A 22,030-nucleotide genomic window follows, 5' to 3' on the forward strand; every position below is an offset into this window, starting at 1 on the left:
GGCGACCACCACGGGCCGTCACCCCGGCTCTCACCGGCATCTAACCACGAGCACCTCACTGGTGCCCGCAACAGAAAGGGTCCACCAGTGACCACCACCATCGAACCCACGCACACCCCAGCGGCGCCGCAGGCCGCGGCCGAACGGCTCGTCACCGGTGTCCTCGACATCGACGGGCACGGGAAGGGGCAGCTGCGGGCCCCGCACCTCCTCCCGTCCCCCACCGACCCGCAGGTCTCCCCGGCGCTGATCCGCCGGTACGGCCTGCGCAAGGGCGATCTCGTCGAGGGCGTCCGCGGGGCGCAGCGCGCCCTGAGTGACGTCACGCACGTCAACGGGCTCGTCCCCGGTCAGTCGCGCGGCCGGCGCCACTTCCGTGATCTGACCCCGCTGCACCCGCACGAGCGGATCCGTCTCGAACATCCCGCGTCGGGGCCGGCCGGACGCCTCACCGACCTGTTCGCGCCGGTCGGCAAGGGCCAGCGCGGGCTGATCGTGGCCCCGCCGAAGAGCGGCAAGACCGTGCTGCTCCAGCAACTGGCCGCCGCCGTCGCCGGCAACCATCCCGAGTGCCGGCTGATGGTCGTCCTGCTGGACGAGCGCCCGGAGGAGGTCACCGACATGCGCCGCTCGGTGCGCGGCGAGGTGTACGCCTCCACCTTCGACCGGCCGGCCAAGGAGCACATCGCCCTCGCGGACCTCGTCGTCGAGCGGGCGAAGCGGCTGGTCGAGGCGGGCGAGGACGTCGTCGTCCTGCTGGACTCCCTGACCCGGCTGTGCCGGGCCCACAACAACGCCTCCGCCGCCGGTGGACGCACCCTCAGCGGCGGAGTCGACGCGGGCGCGCTGCTGGGCCCCAAGCGGTTCTTCGGCGCCGCCCGCCAGGCCGAGGAGGGCGGCTCGCTCACCATTCTCGCCACCGTGCTGGTGGACACCGGTTCCCGTGCCGACGGCTACTTCTTCGAGGAGCTGAAGAGCACCGGCAACATGGAGCTGCGGCTCGACCGGGAACTGGCCTCCCGCCGGGTCTTCCCTGCCGTGGACATCGACACCACCGGCACCCGCCGCGAGGAACTCCTGCTCAACCCGGCCGAATTGACGGCCACACGGGGCCTGCGCCGCGCCCTGCGCTCCCGGGAGACCGGCCCGGCCGCCCTGGAGACGCTGCTGGAGCGCATGCGGGAGACCCCCGACAACGCAGCCTTCCTGCGCCGCGTCCAGCCCACCCTGCCCACCATGTCCACGCCGTCCACTCCGCGTACTCCGTCCACTCCGCCCACTCCGCCCACGAGCTGACCGGCTGCGGATCGCCCTCTCCCCCGGTCCGAGCGGCGCTCAGGCCCCCTGTGCGTCATCCGGGTTGCTCCGCTGGGCCGTCCGGCGTACACAGCGCGCCGCACCGCCCTCCCTTTCCTAGGTTGATCATATGAGCACCGGATTCTCTCGTCGGGCGGCCGTATCAGCCTGTTCCCTGTGCGTGGCGAGCGCGCTGGCCCTCGGGCCGACCGCCGCGGCCACCGGTCGCCGCGCGGCGGAGCCCGCTCCGCCCCGGCCCCACGCGGCCGTCCCGCAGCCGTCCCTGCTCTACGGCCCCGGCGTCCTGGTCCGGCCGCTGCCCGGGGCACCCGCGGTGCCGGAGGTCTCGGCGCTGTCCTGGCTGGTCGCCGACGCCGGCAGCGGCGATGTGCTGGCGGCGAGCGAGGCACACCGCAAACTGGCACCGGCGAGCACGCTGAAGACCCTGTTCGCCCTCACCGTGCTGCCGACGCTGCCCGCCGGTCTGCGGCACACCGTCCGGTACCAGGAGCTGGCCGACGTCGCCGAGGGCAGCAGCCTGGTCGGCGTCGAGGAGGGCCACACCTACCAGGTGTCCGACCTGTGGCGCGGGGTCTTCCTCAGCTCCGGCAACGACGCCGTGCACGTGCTCGCCTCGCTGAGCGGCGGCTGGCAGGCCACGGCCACCCGCATGCAGACCAAGGCCCGCTCGATCGGCGCCCTGGACACCCACGTCGTCTCCCCCGACGGCTACGACACCCCCGGCCAGGTGTCCTCCGCGTACGACCTGGCGGTCTTCGGCCGTGCCGGGCTGCGCAACCCCGACTTCGCCCGGTACTGCTCCACCGCCCGCGCCCAGTTCCCCGGGGACAGCTGGCCGTACGAGATCGAGAACACCAACCGCCTGCTCAGCGGCGAGGACGGCGTGGCCCCCTACCCCGGCCTGATCGGCGTCAAGAACGGCTACACCACCAACGCGGGCAACACCCTGGTCGCCGCCGCCCGCCGGGGCGGGCGCACGCTGGTGGTGACGGTGATGAACCCTCAGGAGGGCGGCGGGCTGGCCGTCTACGAGGAAGCTCGCCAGCTGCTCGACTGGGGCTTCTCGGCTGCCGGCCGGGTGGATCCGGTGGGCTCGCTGGACGGGTTGCGCCCCGCCGCGCCCAAGGTCCCGCCCACCGCCGTACCCGTCGCGGCGGCGACGTCCCCGGCGTCGGACGACGAGTCGGACTGGGCGCAGACCGCCACCGTGGCGGGTCTTGCCGTGCTCGGCGCGGGGGCCGTGGCGCTCGCACTGCGGGTCAAGGGCTCCCGGTCGTCGGGCGGCTGACCGGTCGGCAGGAACAGCAGCAGGCCCAGCGTGATCCAGGTGTAGACGTTGCTGCCGAGGAAGCCGTCTATGCCCGAGGCGTCCGAGAACCACAGCCACACCACGCTGGTGCACAGCACCGCGTACAGCCCGCCCGCGACCCGCACGTGTCCGGCGCGGGCCAGCACCGCGAAGGACGGCAGCAGCCACACCAGGTGGTGCACCCAGGTGATCGGGCTGACCAGGCAGGCGGCCGACCCGGTGAGGGCGAAGGCCGTGGTCCAGTCGCCGGCCGCGACCGCGCGGCGCGAGCGCACCGCCCACACGGACAGCACCAGCAGGACCGCGATGGCCCACAGGGCGCGGTCCGGTTCGCCGAGCCGGGCCAGGATGCCCTGCAGCGACTGGTTGGAGACGTAGTCGAGGCGGCCGACCCGGCCGGTGTCCCACAGCGCCTCGGTCCAGTAGAACCGGGACGCGTCCGGGTCCGCCAGGGCGGCCAGCCCGGTCGCCGCCAGGGCCACGACGGTCGCCGTGCCGGCGGCGCGCCACCGCCGCGTGAGGAGCAGCAGACCGATGAACAGGGCGGGGGTCAGCTTCACCGCGGCGGCGAGCCCGATCCCGGCGCCCGCCCGGCGGCCCCGGCCGGTCGTGAGCAGCAGGCAGTCGAGGAGGACCAGGGCGAGCAGCACCAGGTTCACCTGGCCGAAGCTGAAGGTGTCCCGCAGCGGCTCGAACAGGGCGAGCCCGCACAGGACCAGCGACCAGCCGTACCAGCCGTGCCGCCGCCAGTCGGGCCCGGCGAGTATCCGCAGGATCACGGCGAGGGCAGCCAGGTTGACCAGCAGGGAGGCCACGATCGCGGTGTGCCGGCCGAGGCCCGCCAGCGGCAGCATGGCGAGCGCGGCGAACGGCGGGTAGGTGAAGCCGTACGCCGTCCCCGGCACCCGGTAGTCGTAGATGCGGCCGCCGTGGTGGATCCAGGTGTGCACGGTGCCGTAGTAGACGCGCAGGTCGAAGAAGTCGCGCAGCAGCGGGACCGTCGCCGTGAACGCGATCACGACGGCGGCGAGGGCGAGGACGAGGATCAGGCGGCCCCGGTCGGTGCGGGGGCCCGGCAGTGTCAGGGGGGTCCGCACGGGACCCGGCGCACCGCTCATGCCGTACGCCCCGGTGCCGGGGCCTGCGCCGTCAGATGGGCCTGCCACAGCACGACCACGCCGAGGACGCCGCCGGACACCGCGAGCACCAGCTGGCTCGCGTCCGCCGGTCCGCCGCTCGGCAGGACGGCCAGGGCGAGCACGCCGGTCAGGGCCGCGACCCGGTGCCGGACCGAGGTGTTCGGCGCGGCGGCGGCGATGAGGAACAGGCCCCACAGCACGTACCAGGGGCGGATCGCCGGGCCGAACACGGCGACCGTCAGGAGGCTGAGCCCGAGGGCGTACACGGGCCGCAGGCGCAGCCGCAGCCATATCAGCAGGACGACGACGGCGGTCGCGGCGAGGCCGAACAGATGCCAGGCCGGGACGGCCAACGGGGCGAGGCCGCTGCCGAGATGGTCGAGCAGGGCGCCGGTGGCCCGGCCGAGCAGGCTGGTGAGCGCCCAGTTGTGCGGGGAGACCGGGGTGTCCAGGGCGCCGATCCAGCCGTAGCCGGTGCCGGCCACGGCGGTGGCGGCGACCGTGGTCGCGGCGGCGGCGAGCGCGGTGGTCAGGACGGCACGCAGCGGGGGGCGTCCGGCACGGGCCTGCAGGGCCACCACCGCGAGGAGGCCGAGCGCCGCGGGTGCCTTGACCAGCGCCGCGAGGGTGACCAGGACGGCGCCGAGCCAGGGCCACCTGCCGCGCGCGGCGACCAGGCCGAGTCCGAGCAGGCCCAGCATGATCGCGTCGTTGTGGGCGCCCGCGACCAGGTGCAGCAGGACCAGCGGGTTGAGGGCGCCGAGCCAGAGCGCGGCGGCCGGGTCGGCGCCGCTGTGCCGGGCCAGGCGGGGCAGGGCCACCGCCATGAGGGCCACGCCGAGCAGGGCGAGCAGCCGCATGCCGAGGAGCCCCGCGGGCAGTTCGCCCCGGGTGAGAGCGTCCAGTGCGGAGGCCAGGCCCAGGAAGGCGGGGCCGTAGGGTGCGCCGGTGTGCTGCCACACCGGGGCCACCTCGTCGGCCAGCGGCCCGCCGAGCATGGCCGGACCGTGCGCGTACACGTCCATGTGGGCGTCGACCATGGCGCCCTGCGCGAGGTAGCTGTAGACGTCCCGGCTGAACAGCGGGGGCGCCAGCAGCAGCGGGGCGGCCCAGACGGCCAGCACCAGCAGCAGGGCGCGCGGGGTGGGCGGCTCCGGGCCGCGCACCACGCGGCCGAGCAGCGCCCAGGCCGCTATGAGCAGGACGACGCCGAAGTAGACCCCGACCAGTCCGACCGCGGCTTGCGCGGACGCGGGTTCGAGGAGGTCCTGCACGGGCAGGGCACCGGCACTCTCACCGCCCAGCGCGAGGCAGGCGGTGCCGGTCAGGCCGAGCAGCCGGCAGCGGCGTAGATCGACGGGGAAGGTGAAGGCCAACACTGGCTCAGCGTGTCAACGCCGGGTGGCCGGGAGGCGACATCGCCTCCCCCTGCGGGCGGCCCGTACATGTCCGCCGCGTGAGGACCCGATCGCCGCCGGGCGGCTGGCCGTGCCGCCCGCGCTGCGGGGTTCGCAGGTCCCGGTCGGAGTGCTCGGTCGGAGTGCTTGCTCGGAGTACTCGGTCGGAGTACTCGGTCGGAGTACTCGGTCGGAGTACTCGGTCGGAGTACTCGGTCGGAGTACTCGGTCGGAGTGCTCGGTCGGAGTGCTCGGTCGGAGTGCTCGGTCGGAGTGCTTGGTCGGAGTGCTTGGTCGGAGTGCTTGGTCGGAGTGCTTCAGAACACCGACAGTCCGGTGAGCGTGGTGAAACGGTCCAGGGCGGCGACGCCGGCGACCGAGTTGCCGTGCTCGTCGAGTCCCGGGCTCCACACGCACAGCGTGCACCGGCCGGGCACGACCGCGATGATCCCGCCGCCGACACCGCTCTTGCCGGGCAGCCCGACGCGGTAGGCGAAGTCGCCGGCGGCGTCGTACGTCCCGCAGGTCAGCATCACGGCGTTGACCTGCTTGGCCTGGCTCCGGGTGAGCAGCCGGCTGCCGTCGGCGCGGATGCCGTGCCGGGCGAGGAAGCCGGTGGCGAGGGCGAGGTCGGCGCAGGAGGCGGCGATGGAGCACTGCCGGAAGTACTGGTCGAGCAGGGTGGGCACCGGGTTGTCGATGTTGCCGTAGGACGCCATGAAATGGCCGAGGGCGGCGTTGCGGTCGCCGTGCGTGGTCTCGGAGGCGGCGACCTCCAGGTCGAAGTCCAGGCCCGGGTTGCCGCTCTCGGCGCGCAGGAAGGCCAGCAGTTCCCCGGCCGCGTCCCCGGTACGGGTCTGGAGGCGGTCGGTGACGACGAGCGCGCCCGCGTTGATGAAGGGGTTGCGCGGGATGCCGTTCTCGTACTCCAGCTGCACGAGCGAGTTGAACGGGTTGCCGGAGGGCTCGCGGCCCACGTGCTCCCACAGTTCGTCGCCCTCGCGGGCCAGATCGAGGGCGAGCGTGAACACCTTGGTGATGGACTGCGTGGAGAACGACTGCTGCCAGTCCCCCACCCCGTAGACCGTGCCGTCGAGTTCGGCGAGGGCCATGCCGAAGCTTCTGGGGTCGCAGGCGGCGAGGGCCGGGATGTAGTCGGCGGACCGGCCGCGTCCCGGAGTGCGGTCGATCTCGTCCAGGATGCGGTCGAGGACGGGCTGGAACTGCGAGGACATGATCGTCATCATGCCGCACTCCCGTCCCGCGGGCGCCCCGGGGGGCGTCGTGCGGTCAGGCCGCGACGGCGCTGCGGCGGGCACGACGACGCCTCCCGGGGGCTGGGCTCACTGCGGTCAGACGGCGGGAGCGGTGGTGGGGGTGCCCGCGAGCACCTCGGGGCGGAGCAGGTCCGTGAGCCGTTCGGCCGGGAGCAGGCCCTTCTCCAGGACGAGTTCGGCCACACCCCGGCCGGTGGCGAGGGCCTCTTTGGCGATGTCGGTGGCGGCCGTGTACCCGATGTGCGGGTTGAGGGCGGTGACCAGGCCGATGGAGTTCTCGACGGTGGCGCGCAGCGCCTCGGTGTTCGCGGTGATGCCGTCCACGCAGCGTTCCGCGAGCGTGAGGCAGGCGGCCCGCAAGTGGGTGATGCTCTCCGAGAGGGAGTGCAGGATGATCGGCTCGAAGGCGTTGAGCTGGAGCTGCCCGGCCTCGGCGGCCATGGTGATGGCGACGTCGTTGCCGATCACCTCGAAGGCGACCTGGTTGACGACCTCGGGGATCACCGGGTTGACCTTGCCCGGCATGATCGACGAACCGGCCTGCACCGGCGGCAGGTTGATCTCGCCGAGGCCCGCGCGCGGGCCGGAGGACAGCAGGCGCAGGTCGTTGCAGCTCTTGGAGAGCTTGACCGCGATCCGCTTGAGCACGCCGGACATCTGGACGAAGGCGCCGCAGTCCTGGGTGGCCTCGACCAGGTTGGCGGCGGTAACGAGGTGCAGCCCGGTGAGGTCGGCGAGGTGGCGGCGCGCGGCCTCGGCGTAGCCGGCGGGGGCGTTCAGGCCGGTGCCGATCGCGGTGGCACCGAGGTTGATCTCGTGGATCAGCTCGACGGCCTCGGCGAGGCGGCTGCGGTCCTCCTCGATCATGACGGCGTAGGCGGAGAACTCCTGGCCGAGCGTCATCGGCACGGCGTCCTGCAACTGGGTGCGGCCCATCTTGAGCACGTCACGGAACTCGACGGCCTTGCGTCCGAACGCGTCCTGCAGGACGGCCATGGCCTTGAGCAGCCCGCGCACCGCGAACACCGTCGCGACCTTGACGGCCGTCGGGTACACGTCGTTGGTGGACTGGCCGAGGTTGACGTCCTCGTTGGGGTGCAGGAACCGGTACTCCCCCTTGGCGTGGCCCATCAGCTCCAGCGCGCGGTTGGCGACGACCTCGTTGGCGTTCATGTTGGTGGAGGTGCCCGCGCCGCCCTGGATGACGTCGACGACGAACTGCTCGTGCAGCTTGCCGGAACGTATCTCCTGGCAGGCGGCGACGATGGCCCGCGCCTTCTGAGGTACCAGCAGACCGAGTTCCTCGTTGGCGAGCGCGGCGGCCTCCTTGACGGCGGCCAGGGCGTCGATCAGATGCGGGTAGGCGGAGATCGGCGTGCCGGTGATGGGGAAGTTCTCCGTCGCGCGCAGGGTGTGGACACCCCAGTAGGCGTCGGCGGGTACGTCACGGTCACCGAGCAGATCGTGCTCGCTGCGGATGGCGGTCATGGAAGTGCGGGCCCTCTTTCGGACGTACGGCGGTGAAAGCGCCCCTCAACGGGCGCGGGGAACTGCGCGACCGGCCACGGACGGCCGCAGCGCGCATACGACCGGAGCACCCCGAAGAGAGCACTCCGGTCCGCAGACAGATCGGACGCAGGCGGATCAGGCGTAGGCAGGTCGAACGCAGGGGGATCAGGCGTAGGCAGGTCGGACGCAGGCGGATCAGACACAGGCAGGTCGAACGCAGGGGGATCAGGCGTAGGCAGGTCGGACGCAGGCGGATCAGACACAGGCAGCGAGCGGGACCGGGTCCAGCGCGCGGGCCACGCGCACGCACCCCACCGGCTCCCCTCCCCCGAGCAGCGGCTCCCCCGCGAACTCGGTGAGCAGCTCAGGGTCCACGCCCGCGCGGGCGAGAGCCGCCGCGGCGACCGGGATCCGGGCCCGGTTCGCCCCGTCGGCTATCTTCACGGCGACGGCCCGGCCGTCGGGCAGCGCCGCCACCTGGACGCCCTCGAAGCCGTCCTTGGTGAGCAGTCCCGGCACGGCGTCCATCAGCGCGGCCACGTCGCGGCCCGCGCCGGAGACCATCTCGGCGTGCTCGCGCATCGCGTCGGCGACCCGGGCCTCGTGCGTGCCGGGCGCGGCCGAGGCGATACGGGCGAGGGCGCGGGCGAGCCCGTGCAGGGAGATGGAGAACAGCGGCGCGCCGCAGCCGTCCACGGTGACCCGGGCGACCCGCTGGCCGGTGAGGTCCTCGACGGTCTCCCGGATCGCCTGCTGGAGGGGGTGCGCCGGGTCGAGGTAGTCCGCGAGGGACCAGCCGCGCAGCCGGGCGGTCCACAGCATCGCCGCGTGCTTGCCGGAACAGTTCTGCGCGAGCCGGGAGGCGGTGCGGCCCTCGCGGATCCAGGCGTCGCGCACGGCGGCGCCGTACGGCATGTCCGGGACGTTGCGCAGCCGGTCCTCGGTGAGCCCGGCGAGTTCGAGGATGCGCCGGGTGCCGGCGAGGTGGCGTTCCTCGCCCGAGTGGCTGGCGGCGGCCAGCGCGAGCAACTCGCCGTCGAGCGGCAGCCCGGCCCGCAGCATGGCGACGGCCTGGAGGGGCTTGACGGCCGAGCGCGGGTAGAACGCCGCCTCGATGTCGCCGAGCTGGAGCTGGACGTGGCCGTCGGCGCCGAGGACGACGACCGAGCCGTAGTGGATGCCCTCGACGACCCCGCCGCGGACGAGGTGGGCGACGGGGGCGTGCAGGGGTTCACGGACGACGGGCGCGTCCGCCGGGGAGCTGCTGTGCATCACTGCCTGAATCATGAGGTCGGGGGCGCCGCGGGTCACGCGTCGGCCCTGGCGGACGTGTTCGCCGTGCGGCGGCGGACGTCGTACCGGCGCGCGATCGGCGCTCCGGCGACGAGCCGCGCGCACCGCGCGGTTTCGGGGTTCTGCTCGCTCACGCCCCGGACCCGCCTTGGGGGGCGAGGTCCGTGCGCGCGGGGCGCACGATGGCGCAGAGGGTGGTCGAGACGCGGTCCAGGTGGTGGCTCATGGCCTCGACGGCGTCCTGCTCGCAACCGTCGACGAGCGCCTCGACGATCGCCCGGTGCTCGCGGTTGGACTGCTCGCGGCGCCCGCCCAGCTCGTTGAGGAAGGCCGACTGACGCGCCAGGGCGTCGCGGATCTCCTCGATGACCCGGCGGAAGACCGGGTTCTGGGCGGCCTCGGCGACGGTGAGGTGGAAGAGGGTGTCCATCGCGACCCAGGCGGTGGTGTCCGTCTCCCGGTCCATGCGGTCGAGCAGGTGGGTCAGATGGTCCAGGTTCTCCGGGGTGCGGCGCAGGGCCGCGTAGCCGGCCACCGGGATCTCGATGTGCCGGCGCACCTCGACCAGGTCGCCGGCGCTGTAGTCGCCGAAGGTGGGGTCCTCGACGGCGTCGGCCACGACGAAGGTGCCCTTGCCGGTGCGGGAGACGGTGAGGCCCATCGTCTGCAGCGCGCGCAGCGCCTCGCGGAGCACGGGCCGGGACACTTCGAGGGTGCGGCACAGCTCGGCCTCGGAGGGGAGCTTGTCGCCTATGGCGTACTCACCGCGCTCGATGGCGCCGCGGAGGTGGCCGAGGACCGCTTCCATGGCGCTCACGCGCCGCGGGGCCGGACCACCTGTCTGGCTGTCTGACAGGTTCACAGGAACGATCCTGCGGGTTGCGGAAGGCGGCTGTCAAGGCGCGCTGTCCGGGCTCGCCGTCCAGGAACCGGAGAGGGCACGGGGCACGGGTCAGGGCTGCCCGCAGCGACGCAGCGAGTACGGGGGTGTCCGGAGACGAGGACGGGGTGCGGGCGCCTGCGTGCAGGCATCCGCACCCCGTAGGTGGCGAGAGGTTCGCTCAGCTGCCGAGCGTGCCCGTGGCGAGCAGGCCGAGCAGGCCGACGCCGATCACGATCCGGTAGATGACGAACGCGTTGAAGGAGTGCTTGGCGACGAACTTGAGCAGCCAGGCGATGGAGGCGTAGGCGACCACGAAGGACACGATGGTGCCGACGGCCAGCGGGGCGGCGCCGACGCCCGCGCCGAGCGCGTCCTTCAGCTCGTAGATGCCGGCGCCGGTCAGGGCCGGGATGCCGAGGAAGAAGGACAGGCGGGTGGCGGCGACGCGGTCCAGGTCCAGGATGAGCGCGGTGGACATGGTGGCGCCGGAGCGGGAGAAGCCGGGGAAGAGCAGGGCGAGGATCTGCGAGCAGCCGACGAGCATCGCGTCCTTGAACGAGGTGTCGTCCTCACCACGCTTGTGGCGGCCCATCTGGTCCGCCGCCCACATCACACCGGACCCGACGATCAGGGAGCCGGCGACCACCCAGAGCGAGGCGAGCGGGCCTTCGATCAGGGGCTTGGCGGCCAGGCCGACCACGACGATCGGGATCGTCGCGTAGATCACCCACCAGGCGAACTTGTAGTCGTGGTGGTAGCGCTCCTCGCGGTTGGTCAGACCACGGAACCACGCGGAGACGATCCGGGTGATGTCCTTGAAGAAGTACACGAGCACGGCGGCGATGGCACCGACCTGGATGACGGCGGAGAACCCGACGACGGACTTGTCGTCGACGGGGATGTTCATGAGCCCCTCGGCGATCTTGAGGTGGCCGGTGGAGGACACGGGGAGGAACTCGGTCACCCCCTCGACGACTCCGAGGACGACGGCTTGACCGACGGAGATGGCGCTCATGGGATCCAGTTCTGAGGATAGTTGGTCGACAGTGCTGTAGACGGTCCTACTATGCACGGTCCCGGGGGGCGGATGGCAAGCGCTACGTCCACAGGGCTCCGGCGAGCCAGACCCCGGCGAAAGCGGCACCGAGACCGGCCACCACGCTCATCACGGTATTGCCGGCAGCGTAGAGCCAGGCACCGGACTCGGTCAGTCTCAGGGTCTCGTAGGAGAACGTCGAGTACGTCGAGAGGGCGCCGCACAGACCGGCGCCGAGCAGCAACTGCAGGCGCGGACCCGCGGCACCGGCGGAGGCCGCGCCGGTCAGGAGGCCCAGGACCAGGCAGCCGGTGATGTTCACCACGAACGTGCCCCAGGGGAAGAGGGAGTCGTGGCGTGCCTGGATCGCGCGGTCGGTGAGATAGCGCAGGGGTGCGCCGACCACGGCCCCCAGGACGACCAGCAGCCAGTTCACAACGAGTTCTTACCCTTCGGGTTCGTACCGGCCGGCGCGGAGGCGCCGAAGCCCTCGACGCCGCGGAAGACGCCGGCTCCGGCGAGTCCGGTCGTATGGGCGCGGTGCGCGATCTCGGAGTGGAGGGGCCGGTGGTGCCAGGTGTCGTCCTCGCCGGTGCAGACGGTCAGGCGCGGCGCCCGGCCGGTGAGTGAGGTCATCGCCGCCTCCGCGGAAGCGCCAGGCGGGCGGCGGCCGAGGCCAGCCACACCGCCGCGAGGGCCGCGAGCAGGGTCGCGGCGAGATAGACCAGCCCGGTGCGGGCCTGGCCGGCGCCGACGAGCCTGCGGATGTCGACGGCATAGGTGGAGAAGGTGGTGAAACCACCGAGCACACCCGTGCCGAAGAAGGGCCGCACCAGCCGGTGGGCGGCCCACACGTCGGTGATCAGCACCATGAACACGCCGATCACGGCACAGCCGACGACGTTGGTCCAGAAGGTCGCCCATGGGAAGTGGCCGACCGGGGTGGGCCACGCCAGGGTCAGCGCGTAGCGGGCGGTCGCACCGAGGGCACCGCCCACGGCGACCACCGCGACGACGGGCGCCTGGGTGCGCCACTCGGACCGCCGCGGCGATGCGGGGCGGACGCGGACGCTCTCTGCTTCCGGGGCTGTCATAGCGGTAGGTCTCCTGTACGGCCTCTCCGGCCTGTCCGGCCCTGCCCCGACGGGTGATCACGGCTGGGCACCAGGTTACCGCCGGGCCGTCCGGCGCCGGTTGCCGTGGACGGCGCGGGGGCGCGCAGAGGAGCACGGGCGAGCGCAGGACAGTGCAGGAGAGCAAGCGCAGGACAGCGCAGGAGAGCAGAGGAGGGGGCGCCGCTCACCAGCCGGTCTCGAAGACGCGGATCACCTCGGCGATGCGGGCCTCGTCGCGCCGGTAGTGAGTGCGGCAGCGGATCCGCCGGGTGCGCAGCAGACCGAGGCGGGCGAGGAAGTCGAGATGGGCCGCGGCGGTCCGGCGGGGGACGCCGAGTTTGGCGGCGAGGGCCCGTGCGGTGACGCCGGTCTCGGCGGGGTCGCGGTGGCAGCGGCCGGCGGGGAAGTGGGCCGCCGGGTCCTTGAGCCAGGCCAGGATGGTCATCCGTATGCGGCCCGAGGGAGTGCCCGTCATCGCGCCCGCCTCCGTTCGCGGCGTCCCTACCGCACGGTGTTCCCACTGTGGCGCAGGCGACTCGGCCGCGTCCGGGCCTCCGTCGCCGTTGTCCGGTACCGCACGGCAGGACGGCCACGAGGCGTACGCCTCTTGAAGGGCCTGCCCAGGACAAGGGCCCGGCAGGCAGTGGCGGCCGGTGCGCGGCGGGCGGTGGCCCGGCGTGGCCGAACAGCGCCGCCGCTCGCCCGGTCCGACCGGTCCCGTCCACCCGTTGTGCCGCGACCGGGCAGGATCGGAGAAGCGGCTGCGGGCCCGCCCTGCCTAGCGTGGGAGCACCGGCGGAGAACCGTCGGTGCACGTATCGACAAGGAGTGAGTGCCATGAGCGCCGGCCTGCAGACGATCATCTACCCGGTCAAGGACCTGGAGCGGGCGAAGACCCTGCTCACCGCCCTGCTGGGGGTCGAGCCGTACGCGGACGAGCCCTACTACGTCGGCTTCAAGGCCGAGGGGCAGGACGTCGGCCTCGACCCGAACGGACACGCGAGGGGTCTCACCGGTCCGGTGCCGTACTGGCACGTCACCGATCTGCGGGAGCGGCTCGCGGCTCTGCTGGCGGCGGGCGCGGAGCTGGTGCAGGACGCGCAGGACGTGGGCGGTGGCCGGCTCGTCGCGGCGGTGAAGGACGCGGACGGGAACATGATGGGGCTGCTCCAGGACCCGGTCTCCTGAGCCTCACCAGCCCCTTGCACTCACACTAGTTGCACACTCAATGACTGGCTGAATCGGTGCTACGGTGCCGGTATGGCAGTCAAGACGGCCGACACCCGGCTCGAGCAGCGCTGGCGGGACATCCTCACGCTGCACGCGCACACGACGTGCGAGATCGACCGTGTCCTGCACCCGTACGGGCTGGGCGCCAGCGACTTCGAGGTGCTGGACCTGCTGGCCACCGAGTCGCCCCAGCAGGGCGACCAGTGCCGGGTGCAGAACCTGGTCGGGCGGGTGCATCTCAGCCAGTCCGCTCTGTCCCGGCTGATCGGCCGGCTGGAGAAGGAGGGCCTGGTCGAGCGCTCGGTGTGCGCGGAGGACCGGCGCGGCGTATGGGTCGCCCTCACCCTCAAGGGCCGCGACCTGTACGCCGAGGTACTGCCGCTGCAGCGGGCGGTGCTGGAACGGATGCTGGCCGAACCGGCCGGATAGGCCTCGGCCGGGCCACGACCGCGCCCGTTCTAGATCTCCAACTCCGCCCCGTCGTCCAGGACTTCCGCGCCCTGCGCGCTCATGCGCGCGCGTGCGGGAGAGGCCGGGTCGAGCAGCGGGTCGGTGTGGTTGAGGTGGGTGTAGATCCGGCGGAAGCCGGGGGGCCGGGCCAGGTGCGCGAGCGTACCCTCGGGGCCGGTGACCGGCAGGTGTCCCATGGCCGCCCGGTCGTCGCCGGGCCGTACCGTCGCCACCGTCGCCGTGCCCGTCTCGCCGGCCGCGAGGAAGGTGCCGTCCAGCAGCGCGCAGTCGGCCGACGCGCACAGCTCGTCCAGGGCGGGGCTCCAGGCGCCGACGCAAGGCGCGTACAGCAGCACTCCCCCGCTGGCCAGGTCCTCGACGCGGTACGCCGTCACCCAGGGACCGTCCGGCCAGGGCGCCCGCGCGGGCACGTACGTGGGGATCCTGGTGCCCACGGAGTGGGCCGTGACGACCAGTCCGCCGGCCAGCACGAAGCCGCCGTCGGCCAGGCTGTCGGCCCATTCCCACGGGGCGTAGCGGTCCAGGGCGGCGCGGAGCGGGGTGAGGACGGCGCGAACCGGCGGGGCCGCGTAGACCTTGAGGCCCGCGGCTCCGCGCAGTTCGGGCAGCCCGGTGACGTGATCGGCCTCGGCGTCGGTGAGCAGGACCCCGCGCAGCGGAGTGTCCCCGGACCCGGACGCGGGCCCCGACGCCGGCCCCGGCCCCGGCCACAGGACCCGGGTGGCGGTGAGCTGGATGCGCAGGTCGGGCGAGGCGTTGAGCAGCCACCAGTCGCGGCCGTTGCCGGTGACGGCGGCGCACTCCCGGGTGCGGGTGGGCAGTCTGCCGTCCCGGGCGCCCGCGCACAGCGCGCAGGCACAGTTCCACTGCGGAAAGCCGCCCCCGGCGGCGGTGCCCAGCAGAACGACCCTCACGATCATCGGCTCCTTCGCACCCGTCCGGCACCTTCCGCCGGGGTCTTCCCTCCGCAGGCCGGGAAAACTACCCGGAGACGGGGGGAACTTGGGGCCGTCCCGGGTGGGGAGGCCTGCGGTCCGCCGGGCGCAGCGGCGGCACGGGCTCGCCGGGGAAGTCCCGCGGGCCGGTCCACAGCGCGGGTACGGCGTCGCAGCGGCGGCACAGCTCGTAGGCGACCGCCTCGTAGTTGACCCGCCAGCCCCGGAAGTGGGGCCATGCGTCCTTCGGGGAGCGCTCCGCCCGGAAGCCGGTCGTCTGGATCATCGCGACGGCCTCGTCGAACTCCTCGAAGGTGAGCAGGATGGGGGTGTCGGGCAGCGGATCGGCGTCGAAGGACATGCGCAGCGCGCGGGCGATGTCGCGCAGGGCGGTGAATCCGGCGCGCAGCACCAGGCGGGCTTCCGGCGGGGCGACCCGTGGGTCCAGGGCGAGCTGCAGCGCGGCCGCGTCCATGACGGCGATGAGCCCGACCAGCCAGTTGCGGTAGGGGCGCGGGGATCGGAAGGTCAGCAGGACCGGGTACGTGGAGTGGCTCTCGCCGATGTCCGCGGCGAAGCGCTCCCACGCCCGGTACAGCTCGGGCAGCGCGGTCTCGGTGTCGACCAGCCACTGGCGGGCGAGGATCTCCGGCCCCCAGGCGGGCTCGCCGGCCCGCGCCTGCAGCAGGGTGACCTCCAGTTCCCGGCGGTTGTAGGCACCGTACAGGGTCGGCAGGTAGGCGATCTGGAGGGCGATCAGGACCGGTCCGGTGGCCGCCGCCATGAAGTCGATCACGGACAGCTTGAGCCGGACGTCGCTCGCGAAGCCCAGCGTGAACAGGCTGGAGCCGGCCTCGCGGAACGCGGTGCTCCAGGACAGCGAGGACAGCGCGTGCAGCAGCAGCCCGTAGCCGAACAGGGCTCCGGCGAGCCAGGTCGCCAGGGTACCGATCAGCATCAGCGGGGCGAGCCAGGTCTGCACGCGGTCGATGGCGTCGTAGCCGCCCCGCAGGGCGGTGAGCCGGAGCAGCCGGCGCAGCAGCCACCACAGCCGGAACACCAGCGAGGAGTAGAGCCCCCTGGGCACGACGAGGGTGCGCAGGATGCTGCTGAGGACCAGGACGAGGACCAGCCCGCCGGCCACGCCGGAGATCCATTCCATACGGACATTGTGGCCTGTGGCGGGCCGGGGGCCCCGGCTCATCGACGGCGCACCGTCGACTCACGCCGACTCATCGACGGCTCACCGGGCGAGCAGGGTGCGTACCCCGTGCGAGGTGAGCGTGAGCCCGTGGGGCGAGCTGCCGTCGATCGCGAGCGACAGGTCCTCCTCGGGCCACTGGGAGGCGAGCGCGCCGAGCGGTATCAGCCGGTAGCGGGACACCTGTGGCAGCAGCTCGGCCATCATCCCCTCCGTGGTGAACACGGGGACGACCGGGTCTCCACCGGGCTGTTCGAGGACGGGCAGGGCGACCGTCGAGGGGTCGACGGTCTCCGCTCCCGCCGCGTCGTCCGGCACCGGGACGAGCACCTCGCTGTGGGCGAGGGTGTCCAGGGCGGCCTGGTCCTCGGCGTTCACGGCCAGCGCGTCGAGCGCCTGCCGGGCGGGCGTCGGAAGGTCGTCGTGTGCGGGTGTGTCCATGGCAGATCCCCTGGTAGCGGCGGTGATACGGCCACGTCCGCGGCGGGCGCCCCGGACGTACTCCCGCCCCGCGTACCCCGCGGCGCCCGGGGCATGCGTGAGGATTCCGCGGGGGGCCGGTGCCGGGACGGTGGCGAGAGACGGCAGCCGCGGAGGGCGCAGAGACCGGTCACCTGGACGGCGTGAGAGCCGACGGTCGCGGAGGTCGCGGAGATCCGTCACCCGGACGGCGGCAAGACACGGCCGGCCATGAAGGTCGCAGCGCCCCCGCCGGCCGCTCAGGTCGCCGGGCGCCGGGAGCCGGGCGGTGCCGAGGGTCTTCCGGGCCGGCCGGTGTCGGCGCGCCGTTTCAGGGGTTGTCGCGGATCAGGTCCAGCAGGCCGGGGAAGCGCTTGTCCAGGTCGTCCCGGCGCAGGGTGGCGGCCCTGCTGTTGCCCCGGCCCTGCTATGGCCCGGGTCCTGCTGTCGCCCCGGTCCACCTGCCGTACCAGGCCGGCCTCGCGCAGGATGCGGAAGTGGTGCGCCCGGGATGTGGTCCAGCGGGGCGTCGAGGACGGCGTGCACGCCCAACCGCCGGGCGTCCACGGCTCGTTGCACAAGCGCACGCTGCACAGGGACGCGCGGTCGCGGTCACCCGCGGCGCATCGACCACATCTGAGTCGTCCGCTCGAACTGCAGGGCGACGTCCCACGGCATCGGCGTGGCTCCCGTCTCACGCCGGAAGTTGGCCACCGCCGCACGCGCCAGTTCCGGGTCCCCGGCCACCCGGCCGGCCAGTTCCAGCGCGCGGTCGTCGAGCAGCTCGGCGTCGACGACGTCCCAGGCGAGCCCGGCGCGCACGGCCTGTTCGCCGTCCAGTTCCTCGCCGAACAGGGCCATCGCGGCCGTCAGTTCGCGGCCGGCGACACGGTCGAGCAGCGTGAAATGGCCGCCGCCCGGATGCAGTCCGCGCTTGAGGAAGCCGCTGATCAGCCGGGCGTCCCGGGCGACGATGCGCAGGTCGGCGGCGAGCATCAGGTTCATTCCGGCCCCCACGGCAGGACCCCGCACGGCGGCGAGCGTGGGCACGGTGACGCGGCCCAGGCGCACGAAGGTCTCGTAGAGCGCGCTGAGATCCGTGAACCCCGATGCTCCCAGCGGGTCCTCGCCGGCCCGGCTCAGCGTCGACAGGTCGGCGCCCGCGCAGAAGGCCTTGCCCGCGCCGCGGACCACGAGCGCTCCGATCCCCGGGTCGCGGTCGACCTCGTCCATCGCCTCGACCATGTCGGCACACATCGCAAGCGTGAGCGCGTTGTACCGGTCCGGGGCGTTGAGCGTCAGTACGGCCACCGCGTCCTTCACATCCAGCATGACCTCGGCTCGGGTACGGGGCATTGCGTCCTCCTCGAAACAGGAACAGGAACAGGAACGGGGGCGGGGGCAGGGGCAGGGGCGGGAACAGGCACGGCACCGGCGGCGCAAGCGTACGGGCCGACCGCGCGCGGGCCGCCGGCCGACGCGAGGGCTGTCGTTGGAGACCCTGATCACGTTCCGCGCTGCGACTGGACGACATACCGACTAGTCAGGATGATTGAATCCGACCTGTTGCCGTCCTGTTCCGAGGAGTGCCGCATGAGCGCCGATCACCCGCCCGGACTCGATCTCGACCGGCTGCGCGGACTGCTCGACCGTGAGCGGCCCGGCCTGGTGAGCGGTCCCCTGACCGGCCGGCTGATCGAGGGCGGACGGTCGAACCTCACGTACACGCTGTCGGACGGGACCTCCCGGTGGGTCGTCCGGCGTCCGCCGCTCGGCCACGTGCTGGCCACGGCACACGACATGAAGCGCGAGCACCGGGTGATCAGCGCGCTGCACCCGACCGAGGTGCCGGTCCCCTGCCCGGTGCTGCTGTGCGAGGACGAGGAGGTGCTCGGGGCGCCGTTCTACGTGATGGAGTTCGTCGAGGGCACCCCGTACCGCACCGCCGAGCAGCTCGCCCCGCTGGGCGAGGAGCGCACCCGCGACGCGGTGCTGTCCCTGGTGGACACACTGGTCGGGCTGCACGCGGTGGACCCGGCCGCGGTGGGCCTCGCGGACTTCGGACACCCGGACGGCTTCCTGGACCGGCAGCTGCGCCGCTGGGGCAAGCAGCTGGACGCCTCCCGCAACCGCGAGCTGCCCGGCATCGACGAGCTGCACGCGGCCCTCGGACGCTCCCTGCCCACCTCCGGCGCCCCCGCGGTCGTGCACGGCGACTACCGCCTGGACAACGTCCTGATCGGCGCCGACGACACGATCAAGGCGATCCTCGACTGGGAGATGTCCACGCTCGGCGACCCGCTCACCGACCTGGGCCTGCTGGTGATGTACTGCACGCCGCTCGGCACGCCCGACTCGCCGGTCTCCACCACGGCCGAGGCGCCGGGGCACCCCTCCCCGCAGGAGCTGGTCGAACGGTACGCCGCGCGCTCGGGGCGCGACGTCTCGGACATCTCCTGGTACACGGCGTTCGCGTGGTTCAAGCTCGCCGTGATCCTGGAGGGCATCCACTACCGCTACACCCTCGGCCAGACGGTCGGGCAGGGCTTCGACCGGATCGGCGACCTCGTGCCCGTCTTCATCGACCACGGACTCACCACCCTCCAGGAAGGCTGACCGGACATGGACTTCGCGTTCGACGCTCGCACCGAGGAACTGCGCGCCAGGCTCCTCACCTTCATGGACGAGCACGTCCGCCCGGCCGAGGCCGTCGCCGAGCGGCAGCGGGCCGAGCTGGCCTCGCCGTGGGACACCCCGGCCGTGGTCGGGGAGCTGAAGGCCGAGGCCCGCAGGCAGGGCCTGTGGAACCTCTTCCTGCCGGACTCCGAGTACGGCGCCGGGCTGACCAACCTCCAGTACGCGCCGCTCGCCGAGATCACCGGCCGCTCCCCGCAGCTGGCGCCCACCGCGCTGAACTGCGCCGCGCCCGACACCGGGAACATGGAGGTGCTCACCCAGTTCGGCACCGAGGAGCAGAAGAAGCAGTGGCTGGAGCCGCTGCTGGCCGGGGAGATCCGTTCGGCGTTCGCGATGACCGAGCCGGAGGTGGCCTCCTCCGACGCCACCAACATCACCACCCTCATCGAGCGGGACGGCGACGACTACGTCATCAACGGCCGCAAGTGGTACATCTCCGGGGCGATGAACCCGGACTGCAAGATCTTCATCGTGATGGGCAAGACGGACCCCGACGGTGCGGACATCCGCCGCCAGCAGTCCATGGTCCTGGTCCCCCGCGACACCCCGGGCCTCACGGTCAAGCGCGCCATGCAGGTGTTCGGCTACGAGGACCACTGGCACGGCGGCCACGCCGAGGTGATCTTCGACAACGTGCGCGTCCCGGTCACCAACCTCGTCGGCGAGGAGGGCGGCGGCTTCGCCATCGCCCAGGCCCGCCTCGGCCCCGGCCGCATCCACCACTGCATGCGGGCCATCGGCATGGCCGAGCGCGCGATCGAGCTGATGTGCCGGCGCGCCGTCTCCCGCACCGCCTTCGGCAAGGCCCTGGCCCAGCAGGGGGTGATCCAGAACTGGATCGCCGACGCCCGGGTGCAGGTCGAGCAGCTGCGGCTGCTGGTGCTGAAGACGGCCTGGCTGATGGACACCGTCGGCAACCGGGGCGCCCACACGGAGATCCAGGCCATCAAGATCGCCACTCCGTGTGCGGTCGTCGGCATCCTCGACCGCGCCATCCAGCTGCACGGCGCGGGCGGCGTCAGCCAGGACTTCCCGCTGGCCGAGCTGTACGCCGGGGCGCGCACGCTGATGCTCGCCGACGGCCCGGACGAGGTGCACCAGCGGTCCCTGGCCCGCCGGGAGCTGAAGAAGTACATGTAGCCGAAGACGTGCACGTAGCTGAAGACGTACATGCAGGCGTCCGGGGAACCGGGCACAGGGGTGGTGCGCGGAAGGCCGGGATCGCCGCGCACCACCCCTGCGGCGGTGGAGCGCTTTGCTTCCCGATGCGCGGGCCTGCATGATGCGGTTATGCATAAGCACGTTATGGAGCCCGTTCCCCGGAATGTGCCCGCCGAGGACCTGATGATCGCCGTGGAGGAGCTGGTCCGGTACGTACGCCGCAGCGCCACAGCCGGCGGCCTGAGCACCGCGGCCTCCTCGGCGCTCGGCCGGCTGGGCCGCGAGGGCCCGCAGCGGCTGACCGAACTGGCCCGCGCGGAGAACGTCTCGCAGCCGAACATGACCCAGCTCGTCACGCGCCTGGAGCGCGCGGGCCTGGTACGGCGCACCGCCGATCGCACCGACGGCCGGGGCGTGCTGGTCGAGGCCACCGACAACGGCCTGGAGGTCTTCCGCCACCGGCGGTCCGAGCGCGCCGGCGCCCTGGGGCAGCTCATCGACGAACTGACGGAGCAGGAGCGGCACGCGGTGACGATCGCGCTCCCGGCCCTGGCCCGCACGATCCAGGACCGACAGGGCTGGCAGGACCGACAGGACCGCGAAGCGCACTAGCTAGGAGCGCGTCGGGGCGGCTCCGTAGTCGTGGAAGCCGCGGCCGGTCTTCTTGCCCAGGTGGCCGGCCTCGACCATGCGCAGCAGCAGCGGGGGCGGCGCGTACAGCGGCTCCTTGTACTCGGCGTACATCGACTCGGCGATCGCCTGGGTGGTGTCGAGGCCGATGAGGTCCGCGAGGGTCAGCGGGCCCATCGGGTGGGCGCAGCCGAGGACCATGCCCTGGTCGATGTCACGGGCGCTGGCCAGACCCGATTCCAGCATCCGTACGGCGGACAGCAGGTACGGGACCAGCAGGGCGTTCACCACGAAGCCGGCGCGGTCGGTGGCACGGATGACGTGCTTGCCCAGGGCACGCAGAGCACTGGAGATCTACCGCACGCTGGGCAACGAAAGAGGCATGGCCCACGAGATGAACGCCGTGGGCTGGTACCTCGCGCTGCTCGGCCGCTACGAGGAGGCGATCCCCCTCCTGCGCCGGGACGGCAACCTCCGTGTCGAGGCCGCGGCCTGGGACACCATGGCCTACGCCCGCCGGCACCTCGGCGACCTCGACGGCGCGACCGCGGACTACCAAGAGTCGCTGCGGCTCTACGGCGAGGCCTTCGACGGCTACAACCAGGCCGAGGTCCTCGAACACCTGGCGACGGTGCAACAGGAGCAGCGAGACCACCAGGCGGCACGAGCGAGCCTCCTGCGGGCGGCCGAACTCCTGAGCGTGATCAACAGCCCCCGCGCGGCGGAAATGCAGGCCGCCGCTGCGGCCTTGGGCGTCCCCGGGCCATCGGACCGACATGGTCAGCCCATCGTCCGCGCACGCACGGCCGACCGGGCAGCGCCGCCGAATTCCACGTTTGCAGTCAACTGACCCATGCCGCCCCGAGCACGGCCTGCCAGAGTCGGCGGTGTGCCCCATCTCTCCACCGCGAGGCCCCCGGACCGGGAGCCCTCGACGCATCACCGACGCCCTCGTCGCCGCGCGGCGACTC

The 22,030-nt window shown here is 72.8% G+C and carries 21 protein-coding genes and 3 pseudogenes; 8 read left to right on the forward strand and 16 right to left on the reverse strand.

Annotated features, from left to right (window positions below; all coding sequences use genetic code 11):
- Nucleotides 1-1,296, forward strand: a 1,296-nt coding sequence (gene rho / locus ACGFYV_RS36070) for a transcription termination factor Rho (protein ID WP_393882776.1), incomplete at its 5' end; no start/stop codon positions are given.
- Nucleotides 1,297-1,426: 130 nt separating this feature from the next.
- A pseudogene (locus ACGFYV_RS36075) lies at nt 1,427-2,260 on the forward strand (D-alanyl-D-alanine carboxypeptidase family protein); the annotation flags it as partial.
- Between the two features lie 83 nt (nt 2,261-2,343).
- Here ACGFYV_RS36075 and ACGFYV_RS36080 read toward each other — a convergent pair.
- The 11 genes and pseudogenes from ACGFYV_RS36080 to ACGFYV_RS36130 all read right to left on the reverse strand — a co-directional run bounded on the left by ACGFYV_RS36080 (nt 2,344) and on the right by ACGFYV_RS36130 (nt 12,750).
- Entirely contained in the window at nt 2,344-3,705 is a 1,362-nt protein-coding gene (locus ACGFYV_RS36080; RefSeq protein WP_393882802.1) for a glycosyltransferase 87 family protein, read from the reverse strand.
- Between the two features lie 35 nt (nt 3,706-3,740).
- Nucleotides 3,741-5,144, reverse strand: coding sequence for a polyprenol phosphomannose-dependent alpha 1,6 mannosyltransferase MptB (mptB, locus tag ACGFYV_RS36085; RefSeq protein WP_393882777.1), 1,404 nt, complete (start codon nt 5,142-5,144; stop codon nt 3,741-3,743).
- A 335-nt stretch (nt 5,145-5,479) separates the two neighbouring features.
- Nucleotides 5,480-6,409: a glutaminase gene (locus ACGFYV_RS36090; RefSeq protein WP_393882778.1), complete on the reverse strand. Its 930-nt coding sequence runs from the start codon at nt 6,407-6,409 to the stop codon at nt 5,480-5,482.
- A gap of 105 nt (nt 6,410-6,514) precedes the next feature.
- Nucleotides 6,515-7,927 carry an aspartate ammonia-lyase gene (gene aspA / locus ACGFYV_RS36095; RefSeq protein ID WP_393882779.1) on the reverse strand — a complete coding sequence of 471 codons (1,413 nt, stop codon included), beginning with the start codon at nt 7,925-7,927 and terminating at the stop codon, nt 6,515-6,517.
- 276 nt (nt 7,928-8,203) lie between these two features.
- Nucleotides 8,204-9,220 carry an asparaginase gene (locus ACGFYV_RS36100; protein WP_393882803.1) on the reverse strand — a complete coding sequence of 339 codons (1,017 nt, stop codon included), beginning with the start codon at nt 9,218-9,220 and terminating at the stop codon, nt 8,204-8,206.
- 151 nt (nt 9,221-9,371) lie between these two features.
- Nucleotides 9,372-10,049 carry a FadR/GntR family transcriptional regulator gene (locus ACGFYV_RS36105; RefSeq protein ID WP_393882804.1) on the reverse strand — a complete coding sequence of 226 codons (678 nt, stop codon included), beginning with the start codon at nt 10,047-10,049 and terminating at the stop codon, nt 9,372-9,374.
- Nucleotides 10,050-10,302: 253 nt separating this feature from the next.
- A complete protein-coding gene (locus ACGFYV_RS36110; protein ID WP_393882780.1) occupies nt 10,303-11,139 on the reverse strand; it encodes an undecaprenyl-diphosphate phosphatase in 837 nt (278 codons plus the stop codon).
- Nucleotides 11,140-11,221: 82 nt separating this feature from the next.
- Nucleotides 11,222-11,596, reverse strand: a complete 375-nt coding sequence (gene crcB / locus ACGFYV_RS36115) for a fluoride efflux transporter CrcB (RefSeq protein WP_393882781.1) — start codon at nt 11,594-11,596, stop codon at nt 11,222-11,224.
- Nucleotides 11,597-11,631: 35 nt separating this feature from the next.
- Nucleotides 11,632-11,796: pseudogene (locus ACGFYV_RS36120) on the reverse strand (DUF190 domain-containing protein); the annotation flags it as partial.
- A complete protein-coding gene (crcB, locus tag ACGFYV_RS36125) occupies nt 11,793-12,254 on the reverse strand; it encodes a fluoride efflux transporter CrcB (protein WP_393882782.1) in 462 nt (153 codons plus the stop codon). The pseudogene ACGFYV_RS36120 and the gene crcB (ACGFYV_RS36125), both read right to left, overlap by 4 nt.
- Before the next feature lie 205 nt (nt 12,255-12,459).
- Nucleotides 12,460-12,750 (reverse strand): winged helix-turn-helix domain-containing protein, encoded by a 291-nt coding sequence (locus tag ACGFYV_RS36130; protein WP_393882783.1) that lies wholly within the window; start codon nt 12,748-12,750, stop codon nt 12,460-12,462.
- 362 nt (nt 12,751-13,112) lie between these two features.
- Between ACGFYV_RS36130 and ACGFYV_RS36135 the strand changes: the two genes are divergently transcribed.
- Complete coding sequence (locus ACGFYV_RS36135; RefSeq protein WP_393882784.1) at nt 13,113-13,463, forward strand: VOC family protein; 351 nt, start codon at nt 13,113-13,115, stop codon at nt 13,461-13,463.
- Between the two features lie 72 nt (nt 13,464-13,535).
- Nucleotides 13,536-13,934 carry a MarR family winged helix-turn-helix transcriptional regulator gene (locus ACGFYV_RS36140; protein WP_393882785.1) on the forward strand — a complete coding sequence of 133 codons (399 nt, stop codon included), beginning with the start codon at nt 13,536-13,538 and terminating at the stop codon, nt 13,932-13,934.
- A gap of 29 nt (nt 13,935-13,963) precedes the next feature.
- Here ACGFYV_RS36140 and pqqB read toward each other — a convergent pair whose 3' ends face one another.
- From pqqB to ACGFYV_RS36160, 4 genes are all read right to left on the reverse strand, one after another.
- Nucleotides 13,964-14,890 (reverse strand): pyrroloquinoline quinone biosynthesis protein PqqB, encoded by a 927-nt coding sequence (pqqB, locus tag ACGFYV_RS36145; protein ID WP_393882786.1) that lies wholly within the window; start codon nt 14,888-14,890, stop codon nt 13,964-13,966.
- A gap of 67 nt (nt 14,891-14,957) precedes the next feature.
- The gene (locus tag ACGFYV_RS36150) at nt 14,958-16,073 is read right to left on the reverse strand and encodes a hypothetical protein (protein ID WP_393882787.1); all 1,116 of its coding nucleotides are present in this window, start codon (nt 16,071-16,073) and stop codon (nt 14,958-14,960) included.
- Nucleotides 16,074-16,154: 81 nt separating this feature from the next.
- Nucleotides 16,155-16,553 (reverse strand): SseB family protein, encoded by a 399-nt coding sequence (locus tag ACGFYV_RS36155; protein ID WP_393882788.1) that lies wholly within the window; start codon nt 16,551-16,553, stop codon nt 16,155-16,157.
- A 630-nt stretch (nt 16,554-17,183) separates the two neighbouring features.
- Entirely contained in the window at nt 17,184-17,927 is a 744-nt protein-coding gene (locus ACGFYV_RS36160) for an enoyl-CoA hydratase-related protein (protein ID WP_393882789.1), read from the reverse strand.
- A 237-nt stretch (nt 17,928-18,164) separates the two neighbouring features.
- Between ACGFYV_RS36160 and ACGFYV_RS36165 the strand changes: the two genes are divergently transcribed.
- From ACGFYV_RS36165 to ACGFYV_RS36175, 3 genes are all read left to right on the forward strand, one after another.
- A complete protein-coding gene (locus ACGFYV_RS36165; RefSeq protein ID WP_393882790.1) occupies nt 18,165-19,187 on the forward strand; it encodes a phosphotransferase family protein in 1,023 nt (340 codons plus the stop codon).
- Nucleotides 19,188-19,193: 6 nt separating this feature from the next.
- Complete coding sequence (locus tag ACGFYV_RS36170) at nt 19,194-20,408, forward strand: acyl-CoA dehydrogenase family protein (protein WP_393882791.1); 1,215 nt, start codon at nt 19,194-19,196, stop codon at nt 20,406-20,408.
- A gap of 150 nt (nt 20,409-20,558) precedes the next feature.
- Nucleotides 20,559-21,041 carry a MarR family winged helix-turn-helix transcriptional regulator gene (locus ACGFYV_RS36175; RefSeq protein WP_393882792.1) on the forward strand — a complete coding sequence of 161 codons (483 nt, stop codon included), beginning with the start codon at nt 20,559-20,561 and terminating at the stop codon, nt 21,039-21,041.
- On the opposite strand, the pseudogene ACGFYV_RS36180 reads toward ACGFYV_RS36175, so the two are convergent.
- Nucleotides 21,042-21,404: pseudogene (locus ACGFYV_RS36180) on the reverse strand (3-hydroxyacyl-CoA dehydrogenase family protein); the annotation flags it as partial.
- 49 nt (nt 21,405-21,453) lie between these two features.
- Here ACGFYV_RS36180 and ACGFYV_RS36185 point away from each other — a divergent pair.
- Nucleotides 21,454-21,909 carry a tetratricopeptide repeat protein gene (locus ACGFYV_RS36185; RefSeq protein ID WP_393882805.1) on the forward strand — a complete coding sequence of 152 codons (456 nt, stop codon included), beginning with the start codon at nt 21,454-21,456 and terminating at the stop codon, nt 21,907-21,909.
- Nucleotides 21,910-22,030 lie beyond the last annotated feature (121 nt).

It is taken from the genome of Streptomyces sp. NPDC048297, from assembly GCF_043201585.1.
GTDB lineage: Bacteria > Actinomycetota > Actinomycetes > Streptomycetales > Streptomycetaceae > Streptomyces.